Genomic DNA, 16,980 nt, shown 5'->3' with positions numbered 1-16,980 from the left:
GATTAATGCCCACGCACTCGACGAGAAAAGCTATCTTTCAAAAAGGTATCTGTTTGAAGTAAGCCACGATGAATTGTCGTGTTTGTTTGCGTCCCTGGTCGATTAATACCACGCATTTCCATACACATGTGTCGCGCAGTCACATTTACCGCTAAACCCTTAGGGTGGACAATACGCTGCATTTGATCTGCAATCAAAGCCGTTAAATTTTCTTGCACACTTGGACGTCGACTAGCCCAATCAACCAAGCGAGGTATCTTACTCAGTCCGATAACCTCACCATCTGGGACATACGCAACATCAATTGTACCAAAAAAAGGTAATAGATGATGTTCACACATCGCATAGAACGGTATATCTTCAACAATTACCATGTCTGCATCATCTGTTGTGTCAAACAGCTTATAATCCTTAAATGTTGTTTCACCGGTATGCGCATAAATCTCAGCATGTGCTTTGATAACACGTTCTGGTGTTTCCAGCAAACCCGTACGCTCTGGATCATCGCCAACTGCTGTTAATAAATATTTGACGCCCTGCACGAGGGTTTCATTTTGTTCTTGATTAAATGTTTTCATTTTCTACCTTCGCACCAGTCACAACACGCACCCAATTTGTGTCTGTTGTGCTAGCTAATAAACGTTCAACTTCTTGCCGTCGATTATTTGTGACCACATCTAATAGTGGCTCTAAAACAAAACGACGGTTTGCCATTTCACGGTGCGGTATGGTTAATATGTCATTTGACCATACTTCATTACCAAATACTAAAATATCGAGATCAATTGTGCGTGGTCCCCAGTGCACATGACGCACCCGCTTCAGACTTTGTTCAATATCATGTAACTTATCTAATAAAAGCAAAGCTGATTGCGCTGTTTGGATGCGTAAAGCGACATTATAAAAATCATCTTGTGGTACACCACCGACGGGCTGTGTTTCATAAACTTGTGATACAGCACAAATTGTCGTCCCTGCCGTCTGACTTAACAAATCAACTGCCGTCTGTATATTGCTTAGACGATTACCGATATTTGAACCAAGACTTAAATAGGCTTCTGTCATTGATCACACCACTTAGCTAAGTCAGCAGGTGTGCCACTGACGCTTATAATAAATGGATCATAAATGCCAGCTAACGGAATATAATCTTTGCTGATTGCGACATCGATGCCTTCTACCTGGTGCCACTGCTTTAATAATTCCATTAAAATCGCATTTGCCAAACTTTCCATTAAATTAAAAGACTGCTGAGTTGTAACATCTTTGACAAGCTCATAAATATCAACATAAGAAATCGTTGTGTTCAAATCATCATCTCTCACTGCTGTTTCTATCGGATAGTGAATGACGACATCCACTGAAATCTGCTGGCCAAGCTTTTTTTCTTCATCAAATACACCGTTATACGTATAAAACCGCATATTTGGTAGTTTAATCATCCCCATTGTTCGCCTCCGTAACAAGTACTTTGTTTATTTTACCACGCAATACCATTATCGCCAATAATGATTTTATGCAATAAAAAAACTATCCCTAGATAGTTTTTTTAACAAATCGGCGCTTTGCTCGCCAAATAGGATATGCCACAGCGCTATTCACAATATAGTATAAATACTTGCCAACATTAGCAAAGTTACCTTGCGTTACAGCTTTTGCCAGTTGAACAAAATTATAGACAATCCAAAATAGCCATTGATCTTCAATTTTGAATACGTTTAATAGGTTTGGAATTAACGATAAACTAAACACTGCACTGGCTAACCAAAACAATGGGCCGATATTTTGAAAAGCTAAATAGTTTAACGTGACACTTAATAGTATGGCCATTAAGATAATCAACGGCAACCATTTCTTAAAATCTTTTGCACGATTAACTTGATTATCACCATAATAATGCCAGCCACGAACTGCTGCAGCATTGATAATAAAGGATACTGGGTAAGTTAGTATGGCACCATTGTTACCAAGCAGAAAATCTATTATGCCTGAAAGCACTGTATTAAAAGTTCCCAATATATTTCCAAACTTATTTAACCGTGCGGTCAAACGAGTTGATAAAATTGAAAAACTAGATGATATGACGGATATCATACCAAAAGGTATATATCTGGCCCAGGCATGTAGCCTAAACAATGGTACCTGTTGTAAATTTGAAAACAAGTAACCCGAGAAATAAGCTGCAATAAGCACAATGACAACACCAAGTGCATCAAATAACCAAGATTGGTTGAGTCTTTTTAATATATGAAACATGATTTTCTCCGTTTGTTTTTGAACACCGAAACGGCAACGTGTTCAGTTAAAATATCCAATAATTGTCTTGTTAAAAAAGTCATTTGGTATAACTTGCCAGTCGTAAGTTATGCCAAATGACTTTTTTGTACTGCCATCATTTAAACGGTCATACGTTTTAATATTTTGGGCGTTCGAAGCATTATTTAGAAAAAATGCAAACTATAAGTGCCATTAAAGGTATCCCCTGCAGCCAAAACATTCACACCAAACTTCTCTTTAAAATTACCCGTTGAATCAACTGTGTCAGCAATTCCCCACCATGGTTCTAGGGCGATAAAAGGCGCTTCTTTCCCAGCTGGTGTCCAAATGCCAAGGAATTGCGCATTGTCAACCGTCATTCGTAAACCATGCTGATTGGCTAAACGTGCTAACAAAAAGGATGTTTTTTGACGATCCAACTTTAGTATAATCGCATCATCATGATAATCTTCTTGACGCAGACGCAACGGAATATTAGCATTAAATGGTGTTGGTGTATTAGGATTAGAATAGGGTCCAGTCAAACGAATACGATCATAAATTTTTTCCGGCTCAATTGAAACATAATAATCCGAAAACTTACCACCATCCATTGGTAAATTAAATGCTGGATGACCTCCAACACTAAAGAACAATGATTCTTCAGTATCTGTATTCGTCACAATGTAAGCTATTTTGAGTTCATTATCACTTGTTAGCTCATAACTAATATCTAGTTGGAACTTAAAGGGATACACGCGATGCGTTGAGTCGGTATCATGTATGCGGAATATTGCGTGATTATCACTTTGTTCTATCACGTCAAAGGTTGTGTTCCGAGCAAAACCATGTTGATTCATAAAATAAGTTTCGCCAGCTACCTTGAACTGATCGCCTCTTAAACGACCAACGATTGGGAATAAATTGGAGGCGTGACGACCCCAATACTTCGGATCCCCGACCCAAATATACTCAAGCTCGGCTTGCTTATGCCAAACACTAGTTAATTCAGCACCATCTTCGTTAATTTTAACTTTTAAATCATTGTTTTCTAGTATAATCATAATATCTTTATTCTACCAAATTTTTTTCCAAAAGTGTGATTATTGTTAAGCGTTTACTGCTTACTTTTTTGCCCGAGGGAAAAAACTTTGATAATTTTTTTGTAAGCTTTCCCGAGTAACGTGTGTGTACATTTGCGTTGTGGATAGATTAACATGCCCCAAAAGTTCTTGTACTGTTCTCATATCAGCGCCATTATTCAGTAAGTGGGTTGCAAAAGTATGTCGCAACATATGTGGATGAATCTTTCCCGTAAGCGTTGAGCGATTCATAAGGGTATTCAAAATATAGGTAATGCCTGCTGCTGTAATTGGCTGGCCTCGATGATTAACAAAAACAACTGTGTTTTCTGGACAGTTTGCGACCAATTCTGGTCGCAACTGAGCAATGTATTGTTGCATGGCTTTTTGCGCGTAATGACCAAAAGGCACATATCGATCCTTATTGCCTTTACCGTGTATTAGAATGAGTCTTTGCTGAAAGTCTATTTGCGACAATGTTAATGTTGCGATTTCAGCGACACGTGCCCCCGTGGCATAAAGACATTCTAGTAAAGCTGCATTACGCTGCCATAATGGGTCTTTTTGGTCATAGGCTATTTCGAATAGCACTTGCATCTCAGTTTCATAGAAGAATTCTGGCAAATGATTTTGGTGTTTACGCAGAGCAACATTTTCAAAAGGGTTATCCGTAGCAAAATGATTAGCAATCAAAAATTGATAAAACATACGTAAACTACTAATTTTCCGAGCGATTGATGTTCTAGCCAAATGACGTTCATACAAATCATTTAAATAAACACGAACATCTAAAGTCTGGACAGTTTTAAATGTTTGAAAACCGCCATTACGTTCTAAAAAAGCGACAAATTCATCAATGTCAGACAAATATGCTTTTAAAGTTAACGCTGAATATTGTCTTTCTGATTGTAAATAATCACGATATAATTTTTCTTCCGTAGTTACCATAATTATCATTATACGCGCCTATTGCTAAATTAAATAATTAAGAAGCTGTTAATTTGTTTATAATCAGTCAAACATTGTCACAAGCCAACATTTTTCAGATAATATTGTATTAGAGATATTTTTATCATTTTATCGATTAAAGGAGCAGCACTATGAAAATTCCTGTACAATCACCCTTACAACACGTTGCAAATCATTTGCAACACGCACAACATATTATTCACCAAACGCTCATTAACTTTGGTAAAAATGTCATTACTAATCGCGATATTAAAAACAAAGCTGCTACTTTAAAAGTTTCACAAGCAAGGGAAATTGCTGTTGTACCCTATGAATCTTCTCCAAGAGTTGTTGATGCCGATAGTTTTGCCTATGCGTTGTCATCAGCAATTACCGAAAGTCAAGATCAACATGATAGCAAGAAATCTCTGCTCACATCAATGAAGCTATTCTTTTATCACCCTATCCGTGTTTTAGCAGCAACAATTATCATTATCCTTGCAGCATATATCGGTTTTATGGCACATCAAATCAACTCAAATACACAGCAGCACATTGATGCCCCAGTGCATTCTTCTAAGACAATCAATCACTAAAAAAAGCAATCTTATAACTTAAGATTGCTTTTTTAGTTTTTAAATGAATGAATTGGTGCTGGAATATGGCCACCACGATTGATAAAGTCGGCACTTGACTTTGGTACAACAGGCATCACAGGGGCTGTACCCAATAACCCACCGTAATCAACCATATCACCTACTTTAGTGCCATTTGTTGGTAAAATACGCACAGCTGTGGTTTTATTATTTTGTACGCCAATAGCCGCTTCATCAGCGATCATTGCCGAGATAGTTGTTGCCTCAGTATCACCTGGCACTGCAATCATATCTAGACCTACTGAGCAAACTGAAGTCATAGCTTCTAATTTTGCTAATGACAAAATACCAGCCTCAACAGCATCAATCATACCTGCGTCTTCTGAAACAGGTATGAAAGCACCCGATAAACCGCCCACACGTTGCGATGCCATGACACCGCCCTTTTTAACGGCGTCATTAAGCAACATCAAAGCAGCCGTTGTGCCATGAGTGCCGACCATTTCAAGGCCAATTTCCTCTAGCACTTCAGCCACAGAATCACCTCGTGCAGGTGTGGGTGCGAGACTTAAATCAACGATCCCAAACTCAACGCCTAAACGTTCAGCGGCTAACGCCCCAACCATTTGACCTACACGTGTAATCTTGAATGCAGTCTTTTTAACTATTTCAGCAACAATTTGGATTGGTTCACCTTTCACTTTTTCAAGGGCCCGCTTAACAACACCTGGTCCTGAAACACCCACGTTAATGACAACATCTGCTTCAGTAACACCGTGAAAAGCACCAGCCATGAAAGGATTATCTTCGACTGCATTAGCAAAGACAACTAACTTTGCATTGGCCGTGTCTGATTTATCTGTGATTGCTTTGATGGTTTCACCCATTAACTTAACTGCGTCTAAGTTAATACCAGCTTTCGAAGAGCCGATATTCACGCTAGACATGACAAGATCTGTTTCTGTTAATGCTCGTGGCATTGACTTAATTAAAGCTAAGTCACCATTAGCAAAACCTTTTTGTACTAATGCTGAGTAACCACCAATAAAATCAACACCCACAGCCTTAGCTGCATCATCTAAGGCATGGGCATAATATAACATGTCATCTGGCGTAGCTTTGCCCGCAATTAACGCAATAGGGGTTACACTAATTCGCTTATTTGTAATGGGAATACCGAATTCACGTTCGATTTGTTGCGCCACAGCAACAAGATTTTTCGCATAGGTTGTAATCTTATGATAGATATTTTTAGCAGTTTCTTGTGGTGTGCCTGCCACTGTATCTAACAATGAGATACCCATCGTTACCGTACGAATATCTAAGTGTTCTTCCGAGACCATATTAATGGTTTCAGTAATTTGAGAGGTTTCCATCATATCTCCTTATTTTCATGCACAAGAATATGACAGTATAATATCACCTACTATACTGTCATTTAACCACATTATAATTACAGTCGTTACTTACACACGGCTCATTGCATTAAAAATTTCTTCACGCTGCATATGTATTTCAACGTTTAACTGCTTACCCAAGCCGTTTAAATCATCTTGTAATTTGTTGTATTCTTCATCGAGCTTTTCTAAGTTGATTAACATACTCATCGTAAAAATATCAGACATAATCGTCTGTGAAACGTCTAAAATGTTAATATGGTGCTCAGCCAAAGTGTTTGAAACACCGGCAATAATGCCTGGCTTATCTTTTCCAATTACTGTTACTACTGCTTTTGCCACGTTATTTCCTCTTTAAAAGTTATTTTAATATTATACAATAAATTATTTTTACACGCTATATTTTTTCTAATTGCAGTTACTGATAGATACGCTGGCCATCTCGCCAACCCCAAAATTGTACTGTTTTACGTGCGCTATTCGCTGCTGTTTGTGATTCACCATACGAGTGATGCAGTTGTGCGTTAAACATTGTTTCATACTCCGCAACTGTCACTTCATGGCGCTGTGCCAGCATTGTTTTGGTTTCATCAGCTGGTACATACTGATGAAAATCTTTTTGTAGGGTGACCGAGTATAATTCAGCTTCGGCACCAGAACCGTAGCTAAATATCGCTAGTTGCTCGCCAGGTAATAAATCAGAACTATTACTAATTAAGGATAATAGACTCAAATAAACAGATCCTGTATAAAGGTTACCAACCTCTCGACTAAATAATTGACTTGCCTCTAAATTGGCCAGTAAACGTTGCCTTTGTCCATCTTGAGCCTCGTCTATAATTTGATCTAAGGCTTTCTTGCCCATTTTGGTATATGGTAAATGAAAAGCAAATCCAGCAAAATCATTCAGCGTTTTGTTCGTATTTTGCTTGTAGCGTTGCCAAAGCGTGAGAAACATTTCTTTATATATGTCGGTCGACAAGTGGCCATCGACAATCGCTTCTGTTCGGTCTAGTGGTCGCCAAAAATCTGCAACATCTTGAGACATATATACGGAATCATCGTTAAAAGCCAATAATTTTGGATCTTGTGACACAATCATAGCTATGGCACCACCACCCTGGGTGACTTCTCCAGGTGTCGCAATGCCATAGCGTGCTATATCGGATGCTATAACCAAAACACGTTTGTCAGGATGTGCTTTAACATAATCGTTTGCTTGCATCAAACCATAAGTGCCAGCATAGCAAGCTTGTTTCAGTTCAATTGTTCGTGAAAACGATGATAGGCCCAACAAACGTTGAGCATAAATAGCAGATGATTTTGAATTATCAATCCCTGATTCAGTGGCAAATATAACCATATCGATTTGTTCACGGTCTGCTACGGTTAAAATTTTTCTTGCCGCATTGACCCCCATTGTCACAACATCTTCAAAGTTAGGTATAACCGCTTGCTTATTTTGGCCAATACCGATTGTATACTTTTCAGGTTCATCACCGCGCGCAAGCGCTAATGTCGTTAGGTCTAAAGCAAACTCTGGTGTATAACTTGCCATTTTGTCGATACCAATTATCATAACGCATAAACTCCTTTGACATCTATTATAACATGCAAAAAAGCGCCATTAGACGCTTTAAATGAGATACTAAAATTAGTATAATGCCTTAACTTTTTCTTGAATGGTCTCTGTCGTGATAAATTCGTCATAGGTTGTATCGACACGGTCAACAAGACCTTTGCTTGACACTTCAATAACATGATTAGCAGTTGTTGCTAAAAACTCATGATCGTGAGATGTCATGATGATACCACCCTTGAAATTAACAACAGCATCGTTGAGTGATTGAATTGATTCCAAGTCCAAATGATTAGTAGGGTCATCCATCAGCAAAACATTGGCCTTTAAGAGCATCATTTTAGCTAATGTAATGCGAACTTTTTCACCACCAGACAAAACTTTAATTTCTTTCAAAGAGTCATCGCCACGGAATAACATTTGACCAAGCATACCACGTAAGCTTGTATTATCCTTTTGTTCTTCTTCAGCAAAATCACGTAACCAATCTAAAATTGTTTTATCTTGGTCGTCAAAGTTATCATTTAAGTCTTTTGCGATATAAGATTGTGACGTTGTGACACCCCATGTTACAGTGCCCGTATCTGGTGCCATCGTGCCAGCAATAATCTGCATTAAGGTTGTGGTTGCTAAATCAGAACGTGACAAAATAGCAATCTTATCCCCCGGACGCCCAATAAATGAAATATTATCTAACACTTTTTCGCCATCAATTGTTTTAGAGACATTTTCGACTCTGACCATATCGTTCCCCATTTCGCGACCAATTGGGAAATTGATGAATGGATATTTACGAGAAGATGGCTTAATATCATCCAAGGTGATTTTATCTAATTGCTTTTTACGCGCAGTTGCTTGCTTTGATTTTGATGCATTAGCAGAAAATCGTGCTACGAATTCCTGCAGTTGCTTAATTTGTTCTTCTTTTTTGGCATTTTGCTGTGAAGCTAATCGTTGTGCTAGCTCAGAAGACTCACGCCAAAAATCATAATTACCAACAAAGGGTGTAATTTTGCCAAAGTCAACATCCAAAATATTCGTCGACACAGCGTTAAGGAAGTGACGATCATGCGAGACAACGATAACAAGATTTGGAAAATCTGCTAAAAAGTCTTCTAACCAATTGATTGTTTGCACATCAAGTCCGTTCGTTGGTTCATCTAAGACTAAGATATCGGGATTACCAAACAATGCTTGGGCTAACAGAACTTTAACTTTATCATTTTCTGTTAACTCACCCATTAACGTATATTGCATGTCATCTGGGATACCTAACTTACTTAATAGCTGACCTGCCTCGACCTCTGCATTCCAGCCGTCGAGCTCTTCAAATTCAGCACCCAAGTCAGCCACGCGCACACCATCTTCATCATTGAAATCTGGCTTCGCATAGATAGCATCCATTTCAGTTTTAACTTCATATAATCTTTTATGCCCTTGAATAACAGTATCTAATACCGTAAATTCATCAAAAGCGAAATGGTCTTGTTGCAACGAAGACATACGCTCACCATCACCAATAGAAATAACGCCTTCTGTTGGCTGTAATTCGCCTTGCAACAACTTCAAAAAAGTTGATTTTCCAGCACCGTTGGCACCAATAATGCCGTACGTGTTGCCGGGGGTTAACTTTAAATTAACATCTTGATAAAGCTTTGGGCCTGAAAAGCTAAAGCTCATGTCTGATACTGTGATCAATTAAATTTCCTCCACATAGTGTGCAATTGTTCAACAAATAAGCTAAACATATTGCAATATCAGTAAAAATACCTATTTTAACTATAACAGAAAAAGCACGAAAGGTCGTGCTTTTCAAAAGAATTTCTCCTAATAAAATAACCGCAAACTACGATTTGAAACCACCATCAACTGGTACAGAGATTTTTTCATCATCGTCATCCGAATGCAAACCATAGAAACCGTTCTCAACTGGAATTAAGTTTTCGTCTGGGTCATCTCGTGTATCACCAAAAAACGTAAATAAACTTAACACAAAATAGAATAGTGCCAAATAAAAACCATAAGATGTTGATACCAACCCAAGTAACCACGTTGTTATCAATGCAAAAAATAGTGGCATAATAACTAATACACCCGGAAAAAGACCACGTTTACGTGTGACATAACCAAAGTAAAGCATATAGAGGCCATTTACGATAATATATAACCAAATAATCTGATTCAAAGTTGACCAATTTAACAGCTGGCCAAACCATGGTAATACAAGAGCTGTGATGAGAATTGCTATGCCATGAATACCATAATTTTTATTAAAAAATCTTTTCATTATGAATAACCTTTCAGCCCATGTCGCTTGTTATAATCACTGCTGAACTAGGCATCGTTTGTTTTAGTATATAAAATTAGATCAACTCCCGCAAGACACTGATTGCAGAGAGTGCATAAAGTGGTGCTGTTTCAGCTCTTAATATTCGCGGCCCTAATCCAGCAGATATAAAGTGAGATGTGGTCAATTCAGTCACTTCTGATGTCGTTAAGCCACCTTCAGGGCCAAACAATAAGACGATTTTAGCGCCGTGCGGTGCCTCCCTAATTGTTTGAACAAGGTTAGCACTTTCCCCTGCTCTTGCTGATTCTTCCCAAGCGACAAGCCCTAAATTTTTGGGTTGCGCTATCATTGCCTGCCAATCTATGAATTGAACCGTTGGCACCATTAAACGGTGGGCCTGCTCAGCGGCAGCTTGCGCAATTTTTTGAAAACGTAACTGTTTTTTATCTTGCTGTTTGTGCCAATCAGTTACAGTGCGTGCCATATTCGTAAAAATAATGTGGTGCACACCCAGCTCTGTCGCTTTTTGAACAAACCAGTCAGAACGATCATTTTTCAAAGGTGAAACGACAACACTTATTTCTAAAGGTAATTCAGCTTCAGCTGAAATCGTGTTTATAACCTTTAAATGCATTGATTCCGGTGTTATTGTCACTACCTCAGCCATAACAACACGTTGATTGTTATCAACAAATTCAGCCTGTGTCCCTACACGCGCGCGTAATACTTTACCAAAGTGTTTAAAGATACTTTGGTTTGATGCTAAATTAATTTCATCAGTTATTGTTTCATTTAAAAAGTAGCGTTGCATTAATTTTTTTCCTTCAATTGCGCAATATACCCATGCCATTCACCCATTTGAGACTTTTGAACAATGGTATAGTCATTTGCGCGCAAAACATCTTCAATATGTAGCGCGATATTATCATAAATCCCAGACACCAAGAATAAGCCACCTGGCTTTAATAAAGTAGTGGTTTGGGGAATTAATCTTTCAATAACGTCAGCCAAAATATTTGCCACAATCAAGTCAACAGGAGAAATAACAACATCAGCTAACAAATCGCTTGCCACAACCGTCACATCTTGTGCAACTGGATTTAACCGCAAATTTTCTTTTGCCACATTGACAGACATCTCATCGATGTCTGTTGCCAGTACATGCGCTACACCCAATTGTTTGGCTGCAACAGCTAAAACCCCAGATCCGGTACCAACATCGATCATAGATTCACCACCACGAACAACATTTTCTAAAGCTTGTAGCATTAACCGAGTTGTTTCGTGTGTGCCAGTACCAAATGCTAACTTAGGATCCATGATAATAGGTAATTCATCTATCTGGTTGGGATGATATGTTTCCCAAGAAGGCACGACAGTAAAGTGCCGCGTGACACGCTCCGCATGATAATAGGCTTTCCAATTATCTTCCCAATCTTTTTGTTGAATACCATTGACAGTTATCGTCGCTGGGGCAACAGACATGCCAATATCACTTAAATGCTTTAGTGCCTTCTGAATTGCAGTGATTGTTTCACCTAATTGCTCATCATCTGGGTAGTAGGCCGTCACGCTAATAGCGTCATGATCATTAATTTGAACACCCTGAGCACCAGCTTGCAACAAGATATCCGCTACTGCTTCTATTGCTTCATTTTTCGTTGCAACGCTCACTGCTTGCCAATTCATAGTTGTTCCTCATATTCAATGACAACTTTACCAATACTGTGCCCTTCTTCAACCATTGTTGTAGCTCTTTTAAGGTTATTTACTGATAAGCCTAACAAAGTTGTTGTCATTGTCGATTTAATAATTTGTTGCTCTAATAAGCTTGCAATGTTGTTCAATGCTTCTCCCTGCGATGCCATGTTAACACCATAGTTAGCCTTGGCAAACATAAAGACCCAACTAAATTGCGCCCCAATATTTTTGAGCGGCCCCATATCAATAGGTGCAGTCGTTTCCACAATTGATGCAATTCGGCCAAAAGGTTTGATCACTTTTGTAACCAGAGGCCAATAGGTATTGGTATCTTGTAAAATAGCAATATCATCTACTTGCTCATACTGTATACCGCATAATTGTGCATATAAATCCTGGTGATAATCCAAAATATAGTCAGCCCCCATCGATTTAACCCAAGCAATCGACGCTGGCTTAGACGCAGTTGTAATTACTGTCATTCCCATATATTTAGCGAGTTGAATTAGTACGGAGCCAACACCACCGGCCCCATTAATAATCAGAATACTTTTACCCGCTGCACTGTTCTTTTTTACTTCATAACCTAATGCTTCGTGTAAGATTTCGCTTGCGGTAATACTTGTCAGAGGCATCGCTGCAATTTCAGCATCTGTTAGGCCCGTTGGCGCGTGCCCGACTAGTTGTTCGTGAACAACTTGGTATTCGGCATTTGCGCCAGACTTGTTTTGCGCGCCAGCATAGTAGACCTTATCGCCAACTGAAAATAAACCGACTTCTGTACCCACAGCTGCCACTGTGCCCACAGCATCAAAACCCAATATTCTAAATGTCCCATCTAACTGATAGCCAGCCCGCATTTTAGTGTCAACTGGATTAACAGCGCTCGCTGACAGTTTTACTAAAACTTCCTTTGCCGCTGGTTTGGGCCTAGCCACCATCTTTTCAATAAAAACATTTGGTGCATCAAGTGGCAACGCCTGCTCAAAGCCTATTGCTTTCATTTTAGGGCTGCTGTTGAAAGGCCAAAGATTTTTTAACTTTTCTAAAAATGACATACGGAGCTCCTTTATTAATTCATCAACTATTACATATATAGCCTACGCGAAAAATACATCAAAAATAGGGGCAATGAGGCACTGACAATCAATTGCCACGGGCGTATTGGGTGTCATCTTCCGTTTTCAGTACTGCCATAAAGGCTTCTTGCGGTACATCAACTGTTCCTACTGATTTCATACGCGCTTTTCCGCGTTTTTGCTTGTCTAATAACTTGGCGCGTCGGTCAGGATCACCTGTATGGATTTTTGCTGTGACATCTTTACGATAGGCTTTGATATTAGTACGTGCCAAAATTTTAGCCCCAATAGCTGCCTGTACTGGAATTTCAAAGTTTTGACGCGGAATAATTTCTTTGAGCTTAGATGTAATAATCCGACCACGTTCAGCTGCAAAATCACGATGAACAATAAAACTCAAAGCATCTACTTTTTCAGAATTAAGTAGTATGTCAATTTTAAGTAAATCTGATTGACGATAACCAGATATCTCATAATCTAACGAGGCATAACCACGTGTGCTGGACTTGAGTTTATCAAAGAAATTAAAAATAATTTCTGATAGCGGTATTTTATACTTAACATTGACACGTGTTTCGTCAAGATACTCCATGGTATCAAACTCACCTCTTTTACGCTGTGCCAACTCCATCACAGCACCCACATAATCATTAGGCACCATGATTTGTGCGTCAACGTAAGGTTCTTCAATGTACTTAATTTGAGACGCTTCAGGCATTTCAGAGGGATTTTCAATTTCAAGCATTTCACCATCATTAGTGGTCACATGATAAGTAACTGACGGCGCAGTCGTTACCAAATCCAAACCAAATTCACGCTCTAATCGCTCTTGAATAACATCCATATGTAATAATCCAAGGAAGCCAACACGATAACCAAATCCCAAAGCTTGAGATGTCTCTGGCTCAAATGATAAGGCAGCATCATTTAATTGCAGTTTTTCTAAAGCATCACGCAAATCTGTATACTTCGCATTGTCCGAAGGATATAAACCGGAATAAACCATCGGCGTCATTGGTTTGTAACCTGCCAATGGTTCGCTAGCTGGATTACTGACAGATGTAATAGTATCGCCTGAATGGGTCGTATGGATATCTTTAATCGCGGCTGTCAAGTAACCGACATCGCCAGCCATTAAATAATCACGCTTTTGAGCTGTTGGTGACATGACACCAACCTCGTTCACTTCATATTCAGCACCGGTATTCATCATGCGTACCTTGTCTCCGGGCTTAACAATACCTTCACGTACACGCATGTTAACCACAACACCACGATACGGGTCATAAGCTGAGTCAAAAATTAGAGCTCGCAGTGGCGCTGTTAAGTCACCAGTAGGTGCAGGTAAATCAGTCACAATCTTTTCAAGTAATTCAGGAATACCAACCCCTTTTTTAGCCGAAGCCAACACTGCTTCAGACGCATCAATCCCAATCACGTCCTCAATTTCTGCGCGTACCTTTTCTGGATCGGCAGCTGGTAAATCAATCTTATTGATAACAGGTAGTATTTCCAAATTGTTATCTAACGCTAAATAAACATTCGCTAGTGTCTGTGCTTCAACACCCTGTGCGGCATCAACGACCAAAATAGCACCTTCAGCGGCAGCCAAAGAGCGTGAGACCTCATAAGAAAAATCAACGTGACCTGGTGTATCAATAAGATGAAAAATATAGGTCTCGCCATCTTTAGCATCGTAGTGAACCTCGACTGCGTTCAATTTAATTGTAATCCCTCGCTCGCGTTCAAGATCCATTGTATCGAGTAATTGGTTTTGCATATCTCGTTCTGCAACTGTATGAGTTTGCTCAAGAATACGGTCAGCAATCGTTGATTTACCATGATCTATATGTGCCACAATTGAAAAATTGCGAATGTGTTTTTGGCGTATTTTAAGTTGTTCTAAGTCAAATTCTGTCATCTTTTTTTAACGCTACTTTGCGCTTTTCCTTAATTATTCTGTCTTACTTATTTTATCATGAATGGCCATAAAAAAGGTTGATGGCGCGAGCTTTTTGTCATTTAATGCGTTCGTCTCATGGCTTGTATGAATACTGTTCCCATAATTAATACAGCTCCGAGTGCGTCAATTATGCCAAATGCGATATGAAAAACAACAACACTGAGTATTGTACCCATCAATGGTTCTAAAGCCCCTAACGTACTTGCAGTTGTTGGCTTAATCCAGGCTAAACTTTGAATAAATACAACATATGCGATTGCTGTCCCAATGACAATCGAAAAAAATAGCAAAGCTACGGTATCTAATGTCCAATGAGGTGTTTGTCGCCAAATTGGATGACTGATATTAATACCTAAACCACTAATTAACATTGCCCAAGCACTGATGGTAACAGCATCAAATTTTTGAATTAATTGCTTTGGTAAGAGTGTATAAAACACTGCGCCAACACCTGCCAAAAGGCCCCAAATTAGTGCTGATTTTGACATAGTTAGTTGATCTATATGACCATGTGTGGCAATTAATACTGTCCCAACAATGGCCATTATAATGGCCAAAATATCTTGTCGTGCTGGCCATTGCCAAGTCTTAAAGGCAATAACGATAGCAATCATAATCGGATTGGTAAATTGTAACACAGTGGCAGTCGCTGCATTACCAGATTTGATAGCCATAATGTAAGTGTATTGAACAAACAGCATCCCTAAAAAGGCAAAAACAACTAAACGTGCTGCATCAGAACCATTAACAAATGGTTTAAAAATAGCACGCCCCTCTCGAGCATAAGCAACAACTAATAATACGACACCAGCCAACAACAATCTAAAACTAGCAAACCATTGTGCATCAACACCACGGGCAAATAGCAAATCTACTGCAACGCTGTTAACACCCCAGAGCAAGGGACCCATCATAGCAAAAAATAGGCCTTTCGTTTTGTTTGTCATGTATCCTCCGTTTATCTTCGTCTTTTGTTATTTAAAAATAAGCCTAGCAGATGCTAAACTTATTTTGCATGGTTATTAAAAAGTTACTAACTGTGGACTTTGACCTAAATGACCTGCCGACAAGATTTTCATCACTGTTAACATTTGTTCATCACTAACTAGCTTAGGTGCGCCGTTAACCAGTGTGTCATATACCGAATCATATACACGGCCATAATCACCTGTGATACTTGGCAAATATTTTTCAATCCGATCCCCGCTTTGATTATAATAAACTAGTTGCCCATAGTTTTGTGGTGCATCTAGCCCAAAATTATCACTTCCCGGTAGTTTGCCCGTTTTTAAATCATTTTCTTGTTCATCAACTGTATATTTGACAAAGGTGCCTTTTGTCCCTCTTATTTGCCATTTAGGATAAGCCTTTGTTGCTAATTCTGTTGCGCCTATATTGGCCTTAAATGCCTTCTCGTAAAAAAGATTAAGGGCAATATGATCTTCTACCATACTTTCTAACAGTCGTGTGGCTCGTAAATCATAAGCGACCGATTTTGGTTGACCAAATAAGCTAACAACTTGATCAACAAGATGTACACCGTGATCATATAATGTCCCGTCGATAGCTGTGCCTTTGGCTTTACCATCATTTGGGCGATAGTGATCCATATGTACTTCTAAATCAACTAGCCGCCCCAAGTAACCATTATTAATGACGTCTTGCACTGTCAAAAAGTCACTGTCAAAACGCCGACTTTGATAAGGCATTAGAAATAACTGATTTTTTTGAGCAAGCGCCACCAAGTTTTCAGCTTCTTCTAAATTAGCTGCCATGGGCTTATCGACTAAAACATTTTTGCCAGCTGTCAATAATTGTTTTGTAACCGCGTAATGGCTCGATGATGGTGTGACAACCACGACCAAATCAATCGATGGATCTGTTAAAATATCTGAGATGTTTGTCGAAAAAAGTGTCCCCGTTGCTTCAAGTTCTGCTTGTGCCTCAGGGCGCTTCCCTAAAGTCGGAGTAACCACACGGGCCACTTTAAACTTATCCTGACGTATTTTTAAATAGGGTAAGTGATAACGATTAGTACTTTTACCAAAACCAACATAAGCAATATTTAACATCTCAACCTCCACTTTAA

18 protein-coding genes are annotated in these 16,980 nt (G+C 39.0%); 1 reads left to right on the top strand and 17 read right to left on the bottom strand.

Features of this window, described 5'->3' with window-relative positions; all coding sequences use genetic code 11:
* Positions 1-2: 2 nt before the first annotated feature.
* The 6 genes from folE to xerC form a co-directional block, all read right to left on the bottom strand.
* A complete protein-coding gene (gene folE, locus FAZ25_RS06995; protein ID WP_133424683.1) occupies positions 3-578 on the bottom strand; it encodes a GTP cyclohydrolase I in 576 nt (191 codons plus the stop codon).
* A complete protein-coding gene (gene folK / locus FAZ25_RS06990) occupies positions 565-1,065 on the bottom strand; it encodes a 2-amino-4-hydroxy-6-hydroxymethyldihydropteridine diphosphokinase (protein ID WP_004905255.1) in 501 nt (166 codons plus the stop codon). Before folK ends, folE begins: the two co-directional genes overlap by 14 nt.
* Positions 1,062-1,448 (bottom strand): dihydroneopterin aldolase, encoded by a 387-nt coding sequence (gene folB / locus FAZ25_RS06985; RefSeq protein ID WP_004900646.1) that lies wholly within the window; start codon positions 1,446-1,448, stop codon positions 1,062-1,064. The genes folK and folB overlap by 4 nt, the downstream gene beginning before the upstream one ends.
* Positions 1,449-1,536: 88 nt before the next feature.
* Entirely contained in the window at positions 1,537-2,256 is a 720-nt protein-coding gene (pnuC, locus tag FAZ25_RS06980; protein ID WP_004900649.1) for a nicotinamide riboside transporter PnuC, read from the bottom strand.
* A gap of 185 nt (positions 2,257-2,441) precedes the next feature.
* Positions 2,442-3,320: an aldose 1-epimerase family protein gene (locus FAZ25_RS06975; protein WP_004900651.1), complete on the bottom strand. Its 879-nt coding sequence runs from the start codon at positions 3,318-3,320 to the stop codon at positions 2,442-2,444.
* Positions 3,321-3,380: 60 nt separating this feature from the next.
* Positions 3,381-4,286 (bottom strand): tyrosine recombinase XerC, encoded by a 906-nt coding sequence (gene xerC / locus FAZ25_RS06970; RefSeq protein ID WP_004908772.1) that lies wholly within the window; start codon positions 4,284-4,286, stop codon positions 3,381-3,383.
* Between the two features lie 152 nt (positions 4,287-4,438).
* On the opposite strand from xerC, the gene FAZ25_RS06965 reads away from it, so the two are divergent.
* Positions 4,439-4,882 carry a hypothetical protein gene (locus FAZ25_RS06965; protein WP_004900655.1) on the top strand — a complete coding sequence of 148 codons (444 nt, stop codon included), beginning with the start codon at positions 4,439-4,441 and terminating at the stop codon, positions 4,880-4,882.
* Between the two features lie 32 nt (positions 4,883-4,914).
* Here the strand turns inward: FAZ25_RS06965 and FAZ25_RS06960 are convergent, their stop codons facing one another.
* The 11 genes from FAZ25_RS06960 to FAZ25_RS06910 all read right to left on the bottom strand — a co-directional run bounded on the left by FAZ25_RS06960 (position 4,915) and on the right by FAZ25_RS06910 (position 16,963).
* Positions 4,915-6,258: a PFL family protein gene (locus FAZ25_RS06960; protein WP_004900658.1), complete on the bottom strand. Its 1,344-nt coding sequence runs from the start codon at positions 6,256-6,258 to the stop codon at positions 4,915-4,917.
* Between the two features lie 90 nt (positions 6,259-6,348).
* The gene (locus FAZ25_RS06955) at positions 6,349-6,621 is read right to left on the bottom strand and encodes an ACT domain-containing protein (RefSeq protein ID WP_004900661.1); all 273 of its coding nucleotides are present in this window, start codon (positions 6,619-6,621) and stop codon (positions 6,349-6,351) included.
* A gap of 76 nt (positions 6,622-6,697) precedes the next feature.
* The gene (locus FAZ25_RS06950) at positions 6,698-7,858 is read right to left on the bottom strand and encodes a hydroxymethylglutaryl-CoA synthase (RefSeq protein ID WP_004900662.1); all 1,161 of its coding nucleotides are present in this window, start codon (positions 7,856-7,858) and stop codon (positions 6,698-6,700) included.
* Between the two features lie 75 nt (positions 7,859-7,933).
* Positions 7,934-9,556 (bottom strand): ABC-F family ATP-binding cassette domain-containing protein, encoded by a 1,623-nt coding sequence (locus FAZ25_RS06945; RefSeq protein WP_004900667.1) that lies wholly within the window; start codon positions 9,554-9,556, stop codon positions 7,934-7,936.
* A gap of 148 nt (positions 9,557-9,704) precedes the next feature.
* Positions 9,705-10,145, bottom strand: a complete 441-nt coding sequence (locus tag FAZ25_RS06940; protein WP_004900671.1) for a hypothetical protein — start codon at positions 10,143-10,145, stop codon at positions 9,705-9,707.
* A gap of 76 nt (positions 10,146-10,221) precedes the next feature.
* Complete coding sequence (locus tag FAZ25_RS06935; RefSeq protein ID WP_004900675.1) at positions 10,222-10,959, bottom strand: 16S rRNA (uracil(1498)-N(3))-methyltransferase; 738 nt, start codon at positions 10,957-10,959, stop codon at positions 10,222-10,224.
* Positions 10,959-11,837, bottom strand: coding sequence for a 50S ribosomal protein L11 methyltransferase (gene prmA, locus FAZ25_RS06930; protein WP_004900678.1), 879 nt, complete (start codon positions 11,835-11,837; stop codon positions 10,959-10,961). The genes FAZ25_RS06935 and prmA overlap by 1 nt, the downstream gene beginning before the upstream one ends.
* Positions 11,834-12,907, bottom strand: a complete 1,074-nt coding sequence (locus FAZ25_RS06925; protein ID WP_004900679.1) for a zinc-binding alcohol dehydrogenase family protein — start codon at positions 12,905-12,907, stop codon at positions 11,834-11,836. Before FAZ25_RS06925 ends, prmA begins: the two co-directional genes overlap by 4 nt.
* A gap of 88 nt (positions 12,908-12,995) precedes the next feature.
* Positions 12,996-14,849 (bottom strand): translation elongation factor 4, encoded by a 1,854-nt coding sequence (gene lepA, locus FAZ25_RS06920; protein WP_004900682.1) that lies wholly within the window; start codon positions 14,847-14,849, stop codon positions 12,996-12,998.
* A 101-nt stretch (positions 14,850-14,950) separates the two neighbouring features.
* Entirely contained in the window at positions 14,951-15,838 is an 888-nt protein-coding gene (locus FAZ25_RS06915; RefSeq protein ID WP_155280103.1) for a DMT family transporter, read from the bottom strand.
* Between the two features lie 75 nt (positions 15,839-15,913).
* A complete protein-coding gene (locus FAZ25_RS06910) occupies positions 15,914-16,963 on the bottom strand; it encodes a Gfo/Idh/MocA family oxidoreductase (protein ID WP_004900691.1) in 1,050 nt (349 codons plus the stop codon).
* Positions 16,964-16,980 lie beyond the last annotated feature (17 nt).

The organism is Leuconostoc sp. LN180020 (assembly GCF_014844115.1).
Lineage (GTDB): Bacteria > Bacillota > Bacilli > Lactobacillales > Lactobacillaceae > Leuconostoc > Leuconostoc citreum.
The sequence above is the reverse complement of the archived record's forward strand: the minus strand, read 5'-3'. Positions and strand labels throughout refer to the sequence as shown.